The following is a 16,051-nucleotide window of genomic DNA, read 5'->3' as shown; positions in this document are numbered from 1 at the left end:
CTTTTAAACAGTAATTGTTAATGAAATAAGTAAGATTTTGTTTTATCTTTATTGGCTGACTTTAAAGTGTTTATAAAGCAATACTTTAAAGTCTGAAAATTAGATTTTAACTATAAACATATAAATAGTATGTTTGTTAGACTTAAATTAAGTTTATTAATTTACAGCATAATTTAATTGTTGGAAAATTGCAAATTGTATGGCAAAACAAAATATTGAGACTCAGGCACTTGATTACGGTATGGAAATGATAGGTGGTAAGTGGAAGCCAATAATTCTATATCACGTTAATAAAGGTACTAATAGATTTAATAAGCTTTTTTCGGAAATAGAAGGCATTAATCGGCAGATGTTAAGCAAGCAATTAAAGTCTTTAGAGCGTTCAGGTATTTTGGATCGTACCTTGTACGGTGAAATTCCGCCACGTGTAGAATATACATTGACACCGTTAGGTAAATCACTACTTCCGGTTGTTGAAGCTATAACTCAATGGGGACAGAACCAAATAGTTGAGACGGTAGTAATTTCAGAAGTTGTAGAAGTCGATACAATATCAGAAATAAACGAAGAGCCAGAAATAAAAGAGGTATCAGAAATAAAAGAGGTGCCAGAAGTAAAAGAAGCGCCCAAAGCACAAGAAATTCCGGAGGTTAAAAAAGATGCTGAAATAAAGGAAGCTCCAAAAGTTCCACAAAATCAGCAATTACCGCTTTTTTAGTTATTTGAAAATTATTCTTAGTTTTCAAATATGGATTTTAATGCCGTGTAAAATCCGTATTATTTTAAAATAGATTACTTAGGTTTTGAATTAGACAAAAATTGATTGTTTATGCATATGTAATCATCAATTTATGTAACTTCTAGCAACTAATTCAAAAAACCATCATGAAACAAAGAACTACTCTATTAGCAGTCGCATGCTGTTTACTCACCTTAAGCTTTACGTATGCGAAGCAGAAAAAGTCAAAAAAACAAATTGAAAAGTTAAAAACCGAAGTAGCTGTGTTGGTCGATGACAACAAAAAGCTTGCTCAGGTTATGGTCGATAAGATTTTTAGCTTTTCAGAACTAGGATTTCAGGAAGTGGAATCTTCTAAATACCTAACTGGAATTTTAGCGGAAAACGGATTTGAAATAGAGAACTCCATTTCTGGTATTCCTACAGCTTGGTTCGCCACTTGGAGTAATGGAGAAGGACCAACAATTGCTTTGGGTAGTGATGTGGATTGTATACCTAAGGCATCTCAATATCCAGGGGTTGCTTATCACAAGCCAATAGTTGAAGGAGCTCCGGGGCATGGCGAAGGTCATAATTCCGGTATACCTATGAATATAACTTCGGCCCTTGCGGTAAAGAAAATAATGGAACGGGAAAATATAGGTGGAACCTTACTGGTATGGCCAGGTATTGCAGAAGAGCTAGTGGCTGCTAAAGCATGGTATGTAAGAGATGGGCGTTTTGATGATATTGATATGTGTATTTTCACACATGTCGGTAATAATCTTGGTGTTTCTTATGGACCAACAAGAGGTACGGGGTTAATATCTGTAGAATATTCGTTTGATGGTGAAGCGGCTCACTCCGCAGGCTCGCCATGGAGAGGTAAAAGTGCCTTAGATGCTGCAGAGTTAATGAATATTGCTTGGAATTATAAGAGAGAGCATTTACATCCTTTAAAACGTTCGCATTCTATTTTTACGGATGCTGGTGATCAACCTAACGTGGTACCGTCAAAAGCGGCGGTATGGTTCTATTTTAGAGATATTAAGTATGAGGGAATTATGGAAATGTACGCCATGGCTAATGATATGGCTAAAGGCGCAGCATTAATGACAGGAACTACAATGACTTCTAAGGTTTTGGGTACGGCATGGCCAAGACATTATAATAAGGTCATTGCAGAAACTATGTATTCCAATATAAAAGAAGTAGGATTGCCAGATTGGTCTGAAGCTGATCAACAACTGGCTAAGGCAGTGCAAAAAGAAGTGAATTCTGAAAAGATAGAAGGTTTACCGCTAGAGTTGGCAGAATTAGGACTTCCGGTCTTGGAACCAATTAGTGGGGGATCAGATGATATTGGCGATATTTCTTGGAAGGTACCTACGGTAACGTTGAGGTATCCATCTAACATTCCGGGATTGCAAGGGCATCATTGGAGTAACGCCATAACAATGGCAACACCAATTGCCCATAAAGGGGTAGTAGCAGGTGCAAAAGTAGAAGCTATGACTATAATAGACTTTTTATTGAAGCCAGATTTATTGGAAGGTGCATGGGATTATTTTAATAACGAGCAGCAAAAAGAAACAAAGTACCGCCCTATGATTTCTGAAAGCGATTTACCTCCAATTTATCTGAACAAGGATAAGCAAGACCAATTTAGATCAGAATTAGAAAAATACTATTATGACGAAACAAAGTACGATACTTATTTGGAGCAATTGGGTATTGAATATCCTACTTTGAAAGATTAGGCGCTTAAATGCTACCATTAAAAAAAGCCTTTAAATTCTAATGAATTTAAAGGCTTTTTATTTTATATACTATTAAAGTTTAAATGCTTTTTTCTAGCAAGGCCATATAAAAGCCGTCATAGCCGCTTTTAGAAGCATATATCTTTTTGTCTCTTACCAAAGTAAAATCTTTTCCTTCTTCAGACTTCAAGAAAGACTGCACTTGGTGGCTGTTTTCTTGAGGAAGAATAGAACAAGTAGCATAAACCATTTTTCCGCCAGGTTTCACTATTTTGCTATAGTTTCTAATGATTTCGTGCTGGGTTTTTACAATTTTATCAAGAAATTCAGGCTTCATTTTCCATTTAGAATCCGGATTTCTTCGTAAAACTCCAAGCCCCGTACAGGGTGCATCAATAAGTACCCTATCGGCGCTACCATAAAGTTTCTTGTATACCTTTGTAGAATCTATTTCGCGAACTTCAATATTGTGCGCGCCATTACGTCTGGCACGTCTTTTAAGTTCTTTCAATTTACTGCCATAAATATCCATTGAAATCAATTGCCCTTTGTTTTCCATTAATGCAGCTAAGTGTAGTGATTTTCCACCGGCACCGGCACAAGTATCAACCACACGTTGCCCAGGTTCCACATCTAAGAACTCGGCAACCAATTGTGATGAAGCATCTTGTACTTCAAACATTCCGTTTTTAAAAGCTTGGGTAACAAAAACATTTGCTCTTTCAACTAATTTTAGGGCAGAGGCATACCCTCTAATAGGTTCGGCAACAATATTTTCGTCCAATAACGCTTTACGCAATTCTTCTTTGTTTGTTCTTAAAGTATTGGTACGCAAGATTACTTCTGCAGGCTGATTTAGTTTGGCAAGCTCTTCGGTCCATAATTTTTCACCCAAAGCTTTTTCGCATAACTCATCGATCCAATCCGGCACAGCTTCTCTAAATTTTCTAATTTGAGAAAGCTCGTCGAATTTTCCTTTAATTCTTCGCTCAGGTGTAGGTTCTATCTGTTTCCAATCTGGTAATTTAATACCTTTTAAAACTGCCCAAACAGCCCACATACGAAAAAGATCTGGTCTGCTAAAAGGAGCTTTAACCTCTGCTATTTCAGTATATAAACGTTTGTAGCGTACCATTTCATAAGTGGTCTCGGCAATAAAACCTCGGTCTCTAGAGCCCCATCGCTTATCGTATCGTAGTACTTTTTGAACCACCTTATCGGCATATTCGTTTTCGTTGAAGATGAGGTTTAAGGCGTCTATTACGGCAAACACCAAATTTCTGTGTAATTTCATTAGAGTAGCTATTATTACTTTATCAGAAGGTTTGAAGCCGTCATTGTATTGATTATCGATTAGATAGGCTTATGTCCTTCAAAAATTTATGGCTGCAAAGGTATTGTTTTAGAAGCGATTCCATTTATTTTTGAGCAACTTTATACCATAATCCTATGCGTTATATTTTTCTTTTAATCATTTTGATGTGTTCATGTTCAGAAAGTAAGCATCCAACTACGTTTAATACGGTAGATATTGAAACCATATATTCAGATTCTTTAAGTATTAGGGCTATAGAACTGATGGGTAATAGTTTGGCATTCGCTGCAAATAAAGGCACATTTGGTACTGTGGATTTGGTCACTGGTAAAGTACGGGCGAATATTGAAAAATACCACACTAGTGTACCTTCGTTTAGGGCAGTAGCCCATACGAATACCGATTTTTTTATGCTTTCAATAGAGTCGCCTGCACTTCTTTATAAAACAGGGGAAAATGGTAGAATGGAGCTGGTCTATAAAGAGGAGGGAGAAGGTGTTTTTTATGATGCCATGACTTTTATGAACGATAAGGACGGAATTGCCATAGGAGATTCTGTAAACGGATGTTTAAGTGTTATTATAACTTCGGATGGTGGACTTACTTGGACAAAATTGCCGTGTTCTCAATTACCGGAAGGTATTGATGGTGAAGGAGCTTTTGCTGCAAGTAATACTAATATCAAAACAATAGGGGATACTATTTGGATGGCGACCACATCTGGAAGAATTCTGTTTTCTTCGGATAAGGGAAAATCATGGAAAACTTATCAAACTCCCATCAGAAATGCTGAAGCCACAGAGGGTGTATATTCCATAGATTTCTATGATGAAAATTTAGGATTTGCCATTGGCGGAGATTACACTAATCCGAATAATGCTGTAGCTAATAAAGCGATTACCAAAGATGGAGGAAAAACTTGGAACTTGGTAGCTGACGGAATTGCTCCAGGTTATAAAAGCTGTGTGCAATTTGTTCCGGGTACTAATGGAAATGGGCTTGTAGCTATAGGTTTTACAGGTATATCGTATTCATCGGATATGGGTAAAAGTTGGAAAGAACTATCAAAAGAGCCTTTCTTTACTTTACGTTTTAAAAATGATACTATAGCCTATGCTGCTGGTAAGAATCGTATATCTAAATTAACCTTTAAGTAGTTATTTACCGCCCTTGTTTTGGCGATATTGCTTCATTAATTGGCGCTTAAACTCTTCTTCTGATCTTAATAACAGCAGTGTTTTCTTAGCTGAAATTACTGTACTTACATTTTTAAGGAAATTAGTATCCAAAGCTTCTTCTTCCTCTTCAATTTTAATATGTAATGCTAAAAGGTTCTCGGCTTCTTTTTCTGTTAAAGCATCAGAGTCTTTGATTTTACTTCTAATTTCTTGATGACCTTTTTTACGTAAAGCATTTCTTTTCTTTTGGTACTCATTGTATACAGGCCAAAACTCTTGGGCTTCTTTGGTATTCAAAGAAAGCTTTTCAGTAATGAAAGCTACTTTTAAGGTATTTATTTTCTCCCAATCTTGGTTTCTCTGTCCAAAAGAGAAGGTGGTTACAAATAAGAATATTGTAATTATAAATTTATTCATTGTAGTCAATATTTAGTTCATCAAAATCACTCACATTTTCATTTAAGTAATCTAAAAGGTTATCACTTTCTATAGGTGCGCTTAAAAAATCTGAATATTCCGTATTCGTTACAGGTAATACTTCTGCAATTTCATATGGTGAAAGTTCAAAATCATTATTTTCAAAATAAGCTTCAATATCAGCATTCGCCAAATCGCTAAAAGTTAATTCACTTGAGGAATTCCAATTATAATTTAAAGCTATGAGCACAATAGCGGCAATTGAGGCAGCTACTGCTATTATTTTTTTAATAGGAAAAAGCGGAATCACTTTTGGCTCATTCTCAAGTTTTCCTTTAAGAGTATCATGGAAAGACTCAAAATAATTATCAGGCACTTTAAATGCACTATCCTTTGGGATAATACTTTCAGTTTTAGATAATTTATCCATCAATTTATTCTCAAAGCTATCGAAATAGCTTTCTGGAGTTTTAAACGGATTATTTTTGTTTTTGTTCATGATACTAGTTTGACAATCAATTGTATAAAAGGTTTAATCTTCTTTCAAATACTGTTCTAGTTTTTTAACAGCTAAATGGTAAGAAGCTTTAAGTCCACCAACAGATGTGTTCAATATTTCTGAAATTTCTTCATATTTTAACTCCTGAAAATATTTCATATTAAAAACTAGCTTTTGTTTTTCAGGAAGTGTTGCAATAGCTTTTTGAAGTTGAAGTTGAATTTCATCACCTTCAAAATATACATCTGCTTCTAAGTTAGACACCAATTTATCTTGATAATCAGTATCAGAAACTCCTTGAAGTTTAGCTCGTTTTTTTATGAAATTTAAAGCCTCATTAGTTGCAATACGGTACATCCAAGAAAAAAGTTTACTGTCTCCTTTAAATCCGTCTATGTTTTTATAAACTTTAATAAAGGTATTTTGCAAAACATCATCTGCGTCTTGGTGATTTAATACAATACTTCGTATTTGCCAATACAGTCGCTCTTTGTAAGTATTTACCAATACCTCAAAAGCTTGCGCCTGCTTGTTCTTTGTTTTTAAATCTAATACTAATGCTTCCTCTTCGATCACCTAGAATTGAGGTTTGTTTATCCTTAGACTATGAAGTTATACAAAGGTTTAATCATTCCGTAAGGTATTTGATATTTTTGTTAGGTATCCTAATAATTATGTCATCTATCCGTTGTAAAAGAAACCAAAACTTAATTATATGATTTTAAAGAAAAATTTTTTCTTAGTATGTTTTTTAATGGTATCCATTACAATTATCTCATGTAGCGATGATAATGAAGATGTAATTATTGCGGACTTAACTGAACAAACTGATGAGGGAGAGGAATTAGTAGACGAAGAAGAGGCTGAGAGTGAGGAAGAAGCTGAAGAGGAAACCGAAGAAGAAGTGGAAGAAGAAGTAGTCGAGGAAGAAACTGAAGAGGAAGCTGAAGAATTGTCAAGTTATGCTTTATATGAAAATGTGGAGTTCATAGTTGATACTGATGGCTTGGATACTAAGCGTTTCTTTTCTACAAGTACTGGAAGTTTATACACATATAATGAAATTGATGCTGAAATTGCACCAACTATTGATTTAGCATGGTATGATATGAGTCCGTCAAATCCTGGTTTCTTATTTTGGATGAGTCCTGATGATTTGTTTCAAGATGAGCAAATAGAAGGTGGTGCAACGACCAAAATGGAAAATACAGCAGATCAAATGACGGTTGAGGAATTTGATGCTATAACCGACGAAAGCGCACTTATTGACTTAGTTATTGAGAATGAAGATGAGGCAATGGGTCCTCAAGATTATCCGACTATTGTTTTATTTGAAAATGCAGCAGGACATAAAGGTGCTATTAAAATGAAAAGTAACGACGGTCAAATAATGATTGTAGATATTAAAGTGGCTCGATAGTTTAGAATCATTGATACAAAATGAAAGCCATCTGAAAAGATGGCTTTTTTAATTTATAATCTTTAGGAATAACTTGATGTAAAAATTTATACCAAAGATTGCATTTGTACAAGTTTCTTGTACGTACCATTTAGTTCTAAAAGCTCTGCATGAGTACCCTGTTCAACAATTTCTCCCTTTTGAAGTACAACAATAGAATCTGCATTTTGTATTGTAGAAAGTCTATGTGCAATAACAATAGAAGTTCTGTTCTTCATCATCTTTTCCAGAGCATCTTGTACTAATCGCTCGCTTTCGGTATCTAAAGCAGAGGTGGCTTCGTCCAAAATCATGATTGGAGGATTTTTTAAAACCGCTCTAGAAATAGATAGGCGTTGTTTTTGTCCGCCACTTAGTTTATTACCGCTATCACCAATGTTGGTATCGTAGCCATTAGGTAAATCTATTATAAAATCGTGGGCATTGGCAATTTTTGCAGCTTCAATAATTTCTTCATCTGTGGCATTCTCTTTTCCTAAACCTATGTTGTTTTTAACCGTGTCATTAAATAAGATAGAGTCTTGTGTAACTAAGCCCAGTAAACCACGTAAAGACTTTTTACTAAGGTCTTTAATGTTGTTGCCATCAATGCTAATATCACCCTCATTAACATCATAGAAACGAGTAACAAGATTGGCTATTGTACTTTTGCCACTACCGGATTGCCCAACTAGGGCAACGGTTTTCCCTTTTTCAACTGTTAAGTTGAAGTTTTTTAATACATAATCATCTTCGTATTTAAAAGAGATGTTGTTAATGTTTACAGCTGTATCAAAGGTTTCTTGATTTATAGGATTTGCAATTTCAGAAATAGGATTTTCAGTTTCTAAAATTTCCATTACACGTTCTGCTGCAGCGTTGCCTTTTTTAACGCTGTAAGAAGCCTTACTAATAGCCTTTGCAGGAGTTAATATTTGATATGACAATGTCATGTAAGTAATAAACAAACTGCCTTCAAGAGTTTTTTCCACCAAAACCATTTGTCCGCCATACCATAGAATTACCCCAATGGCTGCAATACCAAAAAATTCACTTGTAGGGGATGCCAAATTTTGTCGATTTAGCAGGCTATTTGAAAAATTAAAAAAACGTTTAGTTGAAGCTTGAAATTTCTTTGCAAATACAGATTCCGAATTAAAAGCTTTTATAACTCGTAATCCTCCTAAGGTTTCTTCAAGAATAGATAGAAAGTAACCTTGCTCACTTTGAACTTTGTCAGATTTTCGTTTTAGTGATTTTCCGATTAAGGAAATCAAAAAACCCGAAAGCGGAAGAAATAGAAAAACGAACAAAGTCAATTTCGGACTAATAGAGAGCATGGCTATAATTGTAAAAATTATAGTTAACGGTTCCCTGACAATCAGCTCTAAAATGGACAAAAATGAATGTTGAATTTCTAGCACATCAGAGGTGATACGGGCTATAGTATCGCCTTTTCTCTTTTCAGAATAATAGGAAATAGGTAATTCTACAGTCTTGTCGTAGAGTTCGTTACGTAAATCTTTAAGTACGCCATTACGTAAGAACGTAATGAAATACATAGCTAGATAGTTAAAAAGGTTTTTTAGAAGGAACATGGTGATAATTATACCAACCATGAACATGAGCACTTCACCAGGGTCACTATCTTTACTTCTTTCCGTTACAAAATAGTTTAGATAATCTATACCGTAATCTTTTATTTCAGATATGCCATTCCATTTTGGTTTAGTGTATACTTCTTCTGTTTTGTCAAATAACACTGTCAACATTGGAAATAATGAAATCATTGCCAATGTTGAAAACAGTGCATAAAAGATGTTAGATATAATATTTAAAATTGCATATATCTTGTAAGGCTTCGCAAAGCGAAGAATCTTTTTGAAATAGTTCATTAAGCTAAATTAAGCTCAGCAAGAATACTCTTGACTTTATTGTCAAGTTCTGCTGCCACTTTTTTATAATCTTCAGTTTTTTCTAATTTCGTATTTGTACTGATGTAGAATTTTACCTTAGGCTCTGTTCCACTTGGTCTTGCTGCTATTCTAGTCCCATCTTCAGTTTCGTAAATTAAAACGTTAGATTTTGGAATATCAATAGTTTTCTCTTCGCCAGTTAAAACGTTCTTAGCAATTGACGTGTTGTAGTCTTCAATCCACTTTACTTTAGAACCCGCTACAGATTCTACAGGGTTTTCTTTGAAATCTTTCAACATTTGCTTAATTTCTTCAGCACCGCTAATTCCTTTTTTGGTAATAGAAACTAAATGCTCTTTATAGAAGCCATAATCAACATAACATTGAATTAAATCTTTGTAAAAAGAACTACCGTTAGCTTTTGCTTGACTAGCAATTTCACATGCCAATAGGGTAGAGGTAACCGCATCTTTATCGCGTACAAAATCACCTACCATATAACCAAAGCTCTCTTCACCACCACCAATAAACTCAGATTCTGGAAAATCTTTGATCATTTTACCGATCCATTTAAATCCGGTAAGAGAAGTTTTAAATTCTACTCCGTATGCCTTGGCCATAGCTTCCATCATTGGGGTGGAAACTATAGTAGTCGCAATAAATTCATTGCCTTTAAATCCTTTTTCTTTTTTCTTTTCTAGAAGGAATTTTGTCATTAAAACCATAGCTTGGTTTCCGTTAACAATTTCCATTTCACCATCAAGATTACGAACGGCAATACCTAAACGGTCACTGTCTGGATCTGTACCCACAACCATATCTGCACCAATTTCTTCGGCTTTTTTAACCGCCATAGAAAGTGCTTCTGATTCCTCTGGATTGGGAGATTTAACCGTAGGGAAATTTCCGTCAGGTTTAGCTTGTTCTTCAATGATAGTTACATTTTCATACCCGCCACGTTTCAATACTTCTGGAATAGCGGTAATTGAAGTTCCGTGTAATGAGGTGAAGACAATTTTAAAGTCATCTTTTCCAGCGGCATTAAAATTACCTGCTGCAACAGATTGGGATATAAAGGCTTCATCAACTTCTTTATCTATTACTTCAATAAGGCTATCGTTGGGGCTGAATTTTATATCTTCAAAATCAAGAGAATTAATTTCAGAAATAATTTCTCCATCTTGTGGTGGTACAATTTGTCCTCCGTCTGTCCAGTACACTTTGTAACCATTGTATTCTGGTGGATTATGTGATGCCGTTAATACGATACCCGCATGGCAATTTAAATGTCTTACCGCGAACGAAAGTTCTGGGGTAGTACGTAAATCTGAAAATAAGTAAACTTTAATATTGTTGGCAGAAAAGACTTCTGCCACCGTTCTTGCAAGCGTGTCACTATTATGACGGCAATCAAAAGCGATAACTACTTTAATTTCCTCGCCTTTGTAGACTTTGTTTAAATAGTTGCTAAGACCCTGTGTACTTTTACCTAAAGTATATTTATTAATACGGTTTGTACCTACGCCCATAACGCCTCTCATACCACCGGTGCCAAATTCCATATTTTTATAGAAACGGTCGTTCAGTTCTTCTTTGTCGTTAGCAATAAGGTGTTCAATTTCTTTTTTTACAGCTGGATCGAAAAAATCGGTTAACCAGGTTTTAGCGGTATCAAGGATGTTATCCATTTGGTTTATAGTTTTATGTGCATTTAAGTTAGTAAGAATTTTACTATTCTAAAAGTGCTGTGTTTAATTCTTCTGAAACGATATATCTTTTTTCTTCTTTTTTAGAACGTATTAATATTTCCCCTATAAACCCTGCTAAGAACAACTGAGTTCCTATCACCATGGCTATCAGTGAAATATAAAATTGTGGGCGGTCTGTAATCAGTCTTCCAAACTTGTTGATGAATAACTTATCTATACCTAAATAGATGGCGAAGCCAAACCCGATTAAAAACATTAAAACGCCCAACGCACCAAATAAGTGCATAGGTCGTTTACCAAATCTAGATACGAACCAAATGGTCAATAAATCTAGAAATCCATTAATGAAACGTTCCATTCCAAATTTTGTTTTACCGTATTTACGAGCTTGATGTTTTACGACCTTTTCTCCAATTTTAGAAAAACCTGCGTTTTTTGCAAGCACAGGTATATATCTATGCATTTCACCAGAGACTTCAATGTTTTTGACAACGTCTTTTGCGTATGCTTTTAAGCCACAATTAAAATCATGAAGTCGTACGCCAGATGTGCGTCTAGCTGCCCAATTAAATAATTTTGAAGGCGTGTTTTTAAAAATGATAGAGTCGTACCGTTTCTTTTTCCATCCAGAAACCAATTCATAGCCTTCATTGGTTATCATATGGTATAACTCCGGAATTTCCTCAGGGTTGTCTTGTAAATCGGCATCCATAGTGATAATTACATCTCCGCTTACGGCTTTAAAACCGGCATGTAATGCTTGCGATTTTCCGTAGTTACGTAAAAAATGGATTCCTTTGACCGAAGGATTTTGATTGGATAATTCTGAAATGATATTCCAAGAATTATCTGTACTACCATCATCAACGAAGAGTATTTCATATGAAAAATGATTGGATTGCATTACAGATACAATCCAATCATGAAGTTCTTTAAGTGACTCTTCTTCGTTAAGTAAAGGAATTACTATTGATAATTGCATGCGCGACTTCTGGTATTGTCTCCAAAAATACTACAATTACTTAGCATTAATAAGCAGCTTCTTCTTTTTTCAAGATTAAACCACCTAAAAGGGAAATTATTAGCCCAAAAAATAAAGCACTGATTAAACTCATTGCAGCACTTAAAAATGGACCAGAAAAGTTTTCCATCATTTTGACAGCTGCGTCAATTTCATCTTGGGTCATACTAGGGTTCTTAGAAATCATTTCCGCTTTTTGGGCAGCCATCATATTAGTCATGAAATCAGGTTCAATAACATTAATAAATATCATTTGATAAATGATTCCTATAATTGCTCCAATCAAAGCAATACCTATTCCAACTTTTATTGCCTCGCTTATGGTCAGTAAATTGTTGTTCGCCTCTCTGAACTTGTAAATTCCAAATACAATTACACCTACCATTATGCTTATATTCACAGCAAATAGCGCAAGACTTTGTTCGTATTGTAAGCCTGCTACATATAGCATTACGGCAAAGGTGATCGTAAGTATACCTAATACTAAGCCGTATGTTCTTGCAAATTTTCCTGTTTTAGGTTGATTTTCTTCCATGATATATAGTGATTATAGGTTGTTTTGTATATTAGTATGCTATTGAGATATTATGTTACAAAAGTGATAAAATTAAATTTTAATATTTTTTTTAGTTTTGTAATTGTCTGTTTGTAGAATTTCACTATTTTTGCAGCCTTAAAATGAGTGCCCGTCGGAATGGGTGCGTTAAAGTTTTTAAAATGAAAAAAGACATACACCCAGAAAATTATAGAATCGTGGCCTTTAAGGACATGTCTAATGAAGAGGTATTTTTAACAAAATCAACAGCGAATACTAAAGAGACTTTAGAAGTTGATGGAGTTGAGTATCCATTAGTTAAATTGGAAATTTCAAGAACTTCTCATCCTTTTTACACTGGTAAATCTAAATTATTGGATACAGCAGGTCGTATCGATAAGTTCAAGAACAAGTACAAGAAATTTGTTAAAGAAGAGAAAAAAGAAGAAGAATAGTATTTTTATTTCTTCTATTAAATATAACGCCTTCGAAATTTTCGAAGGCGTTTCTTTTGCATTTAACTTTTAAATAAAGGAAGTTATCTATAATGTATAGATGCTTTAGGGTTATTTGTTAATTTTGAAAAAAAATCATCTTGTATGAACTTTATTCTTTTTGATGGTCCTCGTAGGAATCATCTTTTGCCTTTTACGTTTACGCGTCCCGTTTCTGAAATACGTATAGGAATAATGACCTTGAAAGAACGATGGGAAGCTTATTTAAAGGTCTCCGTAACTTCTTTAACTGAAGAATATTTGAGTATTAAGTATCCGGTTAAATTAGAAGATTCAAATATATTCATAGATGCATCGATTTTGCCGTCCGATAGTTTAATAAAAACAATTCATTCGTTAAAAGAGAATGAGGTAGTAAAGTCAGGTGATTTAATAATAGCTTATTCTAGTGCATCGGTTAAAAATTCTGATGAGCTAAGTAGTTTTACTGTTGTAGAATTCAAAAATGATTTGGTTCAAATCAATAATACTTGGGATATTTTCGATAAAAATGCAGATATATTACAGTCTGATTTCGATTTTATTACAAAAGGAAGAAAAAGTCAGCCAATTTCAGATACCAATCAATTAATACATCCAGAGCGTATATTCCTAGAAGAAGGAGCGAAGGTGGAATTTAGTATTTTAAATGCTACTGACGGACCTATTTACTTAGGAAAGAATGCTGAAATTTGGGAAGGTAGTCTTGTACGTGGAGCTTTAGCGCTATGTGATAATGCTATAATTAAAATGGGAGGTAAGCTTTATGGTGCTACTACTATTGGACCTTATAGTAAAGTTTGTGGTGAAGTAAGTAATTCCGTCATTTTTGGATATTCAAGTAAGGGTCATGAAGGTTATTTAGGGAATGCCGTACTAGGAGAGTGGTGTAATATTGGCGCGGATTCCAATAATTCCAATCTTAAAAATAATTACGCTAAAGTCCGTTTGTGGGATTACGCAACAGAGCGTTTTGAGCAAACGGGATTACAGTTTTGCGGACTTATGATGGGTGATCATAGTAAGACCGCTATTAATACCATGTTTAATACGGGAACGGTAATTGGGGTGAATTCCAATATATATGTTCCAGGATTTCCTAGAAATTTTGTTCCAAGTTTTAGTTGGGGCGGAGCGTCTGGGTTTACAGCATATCAGCCAGCAAAAGCATTTGATGCCGCTAAGGTAATGATGGCTAGAAGAGGGGTGGAGTTTAATGAAGTTGAAGCTGATATTCTAACCCACGTTTTCGAATTAACAAAGAAATGGAGAAAATATTAAGTAGTTAAGTCTGAAATTCAGCTAATTGGAATTTTATGGCTGAGTTTAGTTTAAGTATTTTTGCGTATTCAAATAGATTATTTAGATGAAGAAGAAGGTGGCTTTTTACACTTTGGGGTGTAAGTTGAATTTTTCGGAAACTTCTACCATAGCCCGTAGTTTTGCAGATGAGGGGTTTGATAGGGTAGATTTTACGGAAGAAGCGGATATGTATGTAATTAATACATGTTCTGTAACCGATAATGCCGATAAGAAATTTAAAACTATTGTAAAAAAGGCACAAAAGATAAATCCCGATGCTTTCGTAGCAGCCGTTGGTTGTTATGCGCAATTAAAACCAGAAGAATTAGCCGATGTAGACGGAGTAGATTTGGTTTTAGGCGCAACGGAGAAATTTAAAATCACTGACTACATAAATGATTTAACCAAAAATGATCACGGCAAGGTTCATTCTTGTGAAATAGCCGATGCTGATTTTTACGTTGGTAGTTATGCAATTGGAGATAGAACAAGAGCTTTCTTGAAAGTTCAAGATGGGTGCGATTATAAATGTACCTATTGCACAATTCCGTTAGCACGTGGTATATCTAGAAGCGATACTTTAGAAAATGTTTTAAAAAATGCTGCGGATATTTCTGAGCAAGGAATTAAAGAAATTGTTTTAACAGGAGTAAATATAGGTGATTATGGTAAAGGTGAGTTTGGTAATAAAAAGCATGAACATACTTTTTTAGAATTGGTTGAAGCATTAGATGACGTAGATGGTATTCATCGTTTGCGTATTTCATCTATAGAGCCAAATTTATTAAAGAATGAGACAATTGAGTTTGTTTCTCAAAGTAAAACTTTTGTACCCCATTTTCATATTCCTTTACAAAGTGGAAGTGATGATCTTCTAAAGTTGATGAAGCGTCGCTATATGACCAATCTTTATAAAGAAAGGGTTGAAAAGATCAAGGAGGTAATGCCAAATTGCTGTATTGGTGTTGATGTAATTGTGGGGTTTCCGGGAGAAACCGAAGAACATTTTCTAGAAACTTATCATTTTTTGAATGATTTGGATATTTCCTACTTGCATGTTTTTACGTATTCAGAAAGAGATAATACTCCTGCTGCTACTATGGATGGTGTAGTACCTAATAAGGTAAGGAGTAAAAGGAGTAAAATGTTACGTGGACTATCAGTAAAGAAAAGACGTGCGTTTTATGAGAGTCAGCTTGGAAATGAATTAACGGTTTTATTTGAAGGGGAAAATAAAGAAGGGTATATTCACGGGTTTACTGAAAACTACGTAAAAGTGAAATCTCCATGGAATCCAGAATTGGTAAACACATTGCATGAAGTAAAGCTTACCGAGATAGATGCAGATGGATTAGTAAGATTCGAATTTGTAAATGAAAAAATAGAAGCGTAAAAAAAAGCCTTTCAATTGAAAGGCTTTTAAATTTTTTAGATTCGAATACCAATTGGTAACATCTCTTTGTACTGTCTTCTGTTCTTACGAAGAAATCCTGCTATATGAGGACTTGTTGGAACAACTCTAAGATTTCTTTCTTGAATAATACTTAGAACGGCTTTGATAAAGTTTTCTCTGAAAGCTTCATCTGTAATTTCTTCTGGAACAACTAATTTGGTAAGGAATACCTTGCGTTCTTGAGAAGAATATTCAATTCTGGCTAAATGACCATCTACGGTAGTTTCGAATTGACGCAGAAAAGAATTGTCATTAATGATAACATCGTTCATATAGATAATTTTAGTGTTGTTATT

16 protein-coding genes are annotated in these 16,051 nt (G+C 34.6%); 7 read left to right on the top strand and 9 right to left on the bottom strand.

Annotated features, from left to right (window positions below):
* Positions 1-199 precede the first annotated feature (199 nt).
* Positions 200-718 carry a winged helix-turn-helix transcriptional regulator gene (locus UH1x_RS00490; RefSeq protein ID WP_482624247.1) on the top strand — a complete coding sequence of 173 codons (519 nt, stop codon included), beginning with the start codon at positions 200-202 and terminating at the stop codon, positions 716-718.
* A gap of 167 nt (positions 719-885) precedes the next feature.
* The gene (locus tag UH1x_RS00485) at positions 886-2,478 is read left to right on the top strand and encodes a zinc-binding metallopeptidase family protein (RefSeq protein WP_482624245.1); all 1,593 of its coding nucleotides are present in this window, start codon (positions 886-888) and stop codon (positions 2,476-2,478) included.
* A 79-nt stretch (positions 2,479-2,557) separates the two neighbouring features.
* On the opposite strand, the gene UH1x_RS00480 is transcribed toward UH1x_RS00485, so the two are convergent.
* Entirely contained in the window at positions 2,558-3,772 is a 1,215-nt protein-coding gene (locus UH1x_RS00480; protein WP_396634170.1) for an RsmB/NOP family class I SAM-dependent RNA methyltransferase, read from the bottom strand.
* Between the two features lie 155 nt (positions 3,773-3,927).
* Between UH1x_RS00480 and UH1x_RS00475 the strand changes: the two genes are divergently transcribed.
* Positions 3,928-4,950, top strand: coding sequence for a WD40/YVTN/BNR-like repeat-containing protein (locus UH1x_RS00475; RefSeq protein WP_482624243.1), 1,023 nt, complete (start codon positions 3,928-3,930; stop codon positions 4,948-4,950).
* Here the strand turns inward: UH1x_RS00475 and UH1x_RS00470 are convergent, their stop codons facing one another.
* From UH1x_RS00470 to UH1x_RS00460, 3 genes are read right to left on the bottom strand one after another with little or no spacing between them, the layout of a single operon-like run.
* The gene (locus UH1x_RS00470) at positions 4,951-5,388 is read right to left on the bottom strand and encodes a hypothetical protein (RefSeq protein WP_036155102.1); all 438 of its coding nucleotides are present in this window, start codon (positions 5,386-5,388) and stop codon (positions 4,951-4,953) included. It abuts the gene before it with no gap.
* Positions 5,381-5,887, bottom strand: coding sequence for a hypothetical protein (locus UH1x_RS00465; RefSeq protein ID WP_482624241.1), 507 nt, complete (start codon positions 5,885-5,887; stop codon positions 5,381-5,383). Before UH1x_RS00465 ends, UH1x_RS00470 begins: the two co-directional genes overlap by 8 nt.
* Positions 5,888-5,920: 33 nt before the next feature.
* Entirely contained in the window at positions 5,921-6,463 is a 543-nt protein-coding gene (locus UH1x_RS00460; protein WP_482624239.1) for an RNA polymerase sigma factor, read from the bottom strand.
* Positions 6,464-6,602: 139 nt separating this feature from the next.
* On the opposite strand from UH1x_RS00460, the gene UH1x_RS00455 reads away from it, so the two are divergent.
* Positions 6,603-7,307 (top strand): hypothetical protein, encoded by a 705-nt coding sequence (locus UH1x_RS00455; protein ID WP_482624238.1) that lies wholly within the window; start codon positions 6,603-6,605, stop codon positions 7,305-7,307.
* Positions 7,308-7,393: 86 nt separating this feature from the next.
* Here UH1x_RS00455 and UH1x_RS00450 read toward each other — a convergent pair whose 3' ends face one another.
* The 4 genes from UH1x_RS00450 to UH1x_RS00435 are packed head-to-tail and all read right to left on the bottom strand — an operon-like array spanning position 7,394 to position 12,506.
* Complete coding sequence (locus UH1x_RS00450) at positions 7,394-9,220, bottom strand: ABC transporter ATP-binding protein (RefSeq protein ID WP_482624236.1); 1,827 nt, start codon at positions 9,218-9,220, stop codon at positions 7,394-7,396.
* Positions 9,220-10,929 (bottom strand): phospho-sugar mutase, encoded by a 1,710-nt coding sequence (locus UH1x_RS00445; protein ID WP_482624235.1) that lies wholly within the window; start codon positions 10,927-10,929, stop codon positions 9,220-9,222. The genes UH1x_RS00450 and UH1x_RS00445 overlap by 1 nt, the downstream gene beginning before the upstream one ends.
* Before the next feature lie 43 nt (positions 10,930-10,972).
* Positions 10,973-11,932, bottom strand: coding sequence for a glycosyltransferase family 2 protein (locus UH1x_RS00440; RefSeq protein ID WP_482624233.1), 960 nt, complete (start codon positions 11,930-11,932; stop codon positions 10,973-10,975).
* A 46-nt stretch (positions 11,933-11,978) separates the two neighbouring features.
* Complete coding sequence (locus tag UH1x_RS00435) at positions 11,979-12,506, bottom strand: DUF4199 domain-containing protein (protein ID WP_482624231.1); 528 nt, start codon at positions 12,504-12,506, stop codon at positions 11,979-11,981.
* Between the two features lie 182 nt (positions 12,507-12,688).
* On the opposite strand from UH1x_RS00435, the gene UH1x_RS00430 reads away from it, so the two are divergent.
* The 3 genes from UH1x_RS00430 to mtaB all read left to right on the top strand — a co-directional run bounded on the left by UH1x_RS00430 (position 12,689) and on the right by mtaB (position 15,695).
* Positions 12,689-12,961, top strand: coding sequence for a type B 50S ribosomal protein L31 (locus tag UH1x_RS00430; RefSeq protein WP_036155087.1), 273 nt, complete (start codon positions 12,689-12,691; stop codon positions 12,959-12,961).
* A 144-nt stretch (positions 12,962-13,105) separates the two neighbouring features.
* Positions 13,106-14,281 carry a GlmU family protein gene (locus UH1x_RS00425; RefSeq protein ID WP_482624229.1) on the top strand — a complete coding sequence of 392 codons (1,176 nt, stop codon included), beginning with the start codon at positions 13,106-13,108 and terminating at the stop codon, positions 14,279-14,281.
* A gap of 85 nt (positions 14,282-14,366) precedes the next feature.
* The gene (gene mtaB / locus UH1x_RS00420) at positions 14,367-15,695 is read left to right on the top strand and encodes a tRNA (N(6)-L-threonylcarbamoyladenosine(37)-C(2))-methylthiotransferase MtaB (protein ID WP_482624228.1); all 1,329 of its coding nucleotides are present in this window, start codon (positions 14,367-14,369) and stop codon (positions 15,693-15,695) included.
* Between the two features lie 35 nt (positions 15,696-15,730).
* Here the strand turns inward: mtaB and UH1x_RS00415 are convergent, their stop codons facing one another.
* Positions 15,731-16,027 (bottom strand): GNAT family N-acetyltransferase, encoded by a 297-nt coding sequence (locus UH1x_RS00415; protein WP_482624226.1) that lies wholly within the window; start codon positions 16,025-16,027, stop codon positions 15,731-15,733.
* Positions 16,028-16,051 lie beyond the last annotated feature (24 nt).

Source organism: Maribacter sp. UH1 (assembly GCF_056839145.1).
The sequence above is the reverse complement of the archived record's forward strand: the minus strand, read 5'-3'. Positions and strand labels throughout refer to the sequence as shown.

Excerpts from the sequence above, each read along its gene's own strand:
- mtaB (WP_482624228.1), top strand. The coding sequence starts at position 14,367 with ATGAAGAAGAAGGTGGCTTTTTACACTTTGGGGTGTAAGTTGAATTTT.
- UH1x_RS00490 (WP_482624247.1), top strand. The coding sequence starts at position 200 with ATGGCAAAACAAAATATTGAGACTCAGGCACTTGATTACGGTATGGAA.
- UH1x_RS00455 (WP_482624238.1), top strand. The coding sequence starts at position 6,603 with ATGATTTTAAAGAAAAATTTTTTCTTAGTATGTTTTTTAATGGTATCC.
- UH1x_RS00465 (WP_482624241.1), bottom strand. The coding sequence starts at position 5,887 with ATGAACAAAAACAAAAATAATCCGTTTAAAACTCCAGAAAGCTATTTC.
- UH1x_RS00435 (WP_482624231.1), bottom strand. The coding sequence starts at position 12,506 with ATGGAAGAAAATCAACCTAAAACAGGAAAATTTGCAAGAACATACGGC.
- UH1x_RS00485 (WP_482624245.1), top strand. The coding sequence starts at position 886 with ATGAAACAAAGAACTACTCTATTAGCAGTCGCATGCTGTTTACTCACC.
- UH1x_RS00430 (WP_036155087.1), top strand. The coding sequence starts at position 12,689 with ATGAAAAAAGACATACACCCAGAAAATTATAGAATCGTGGCCTTTAAG.
- UH1x_RS00440 (WP_482624233.1), bottom strand. The coding sequence starts at position 11,932 with ATGCAATTATCAATAGTAATTCCTTTACTTAACGAAGAAGAGTCACTT.
- UH1x_RS00425 (WP_482624229.1), top strand. The coding sequence starts at position 13,106 with ATGAACTTTATTCTTTTTGATGGTCCTCGTAGGAATCATCTTTTGCCT.
- UH1x_RS00470 (WP_036155102.1), bottom strand. The coding sequence starts at position 5,388 with ATGAATAAATTTATAATTACAATATTCTTATTTGTAACCACCTTCTCT.
- UH1x_RS00415 (WP_482624226.1), bottom strand. The coding sequence starts at position 16,027 with ATGAACGATGTTATCATTAATGACAATTCTTTTCTGCGTCAATTCGAA.
- UH1x_RS00445 (WP_482624235.1), bottom strand. The coding sequence starts at position 10,929 with ATGGATAACATCCTTGATACCGCTAAAACCTGGTTAACCGATTTTTTC.
- UH1x_RS00480 (WP_396634170.1), bottom strand. The coding sequence starts at position 3,772 with ATGAAATTACACAGAAATTTGGTGTTTGCCGTAATAGACGCCTTAAAC.
- UH1x_RS00475 (WP_482624243.1), top strand. The coding sequence starts at position 3,928 with ATGCGTTATATTTTTCTTTTAATCATTTTGATGTGTTCATGTTCAGAA.
- UH1x_RS00450 (WP_482624236.1), bottom strand. The coding sequence starts at position 9,220 with ATGAACTATTTCAAAAAGATTCTTCGCTTTGCGAAGCCTTACAAGATA.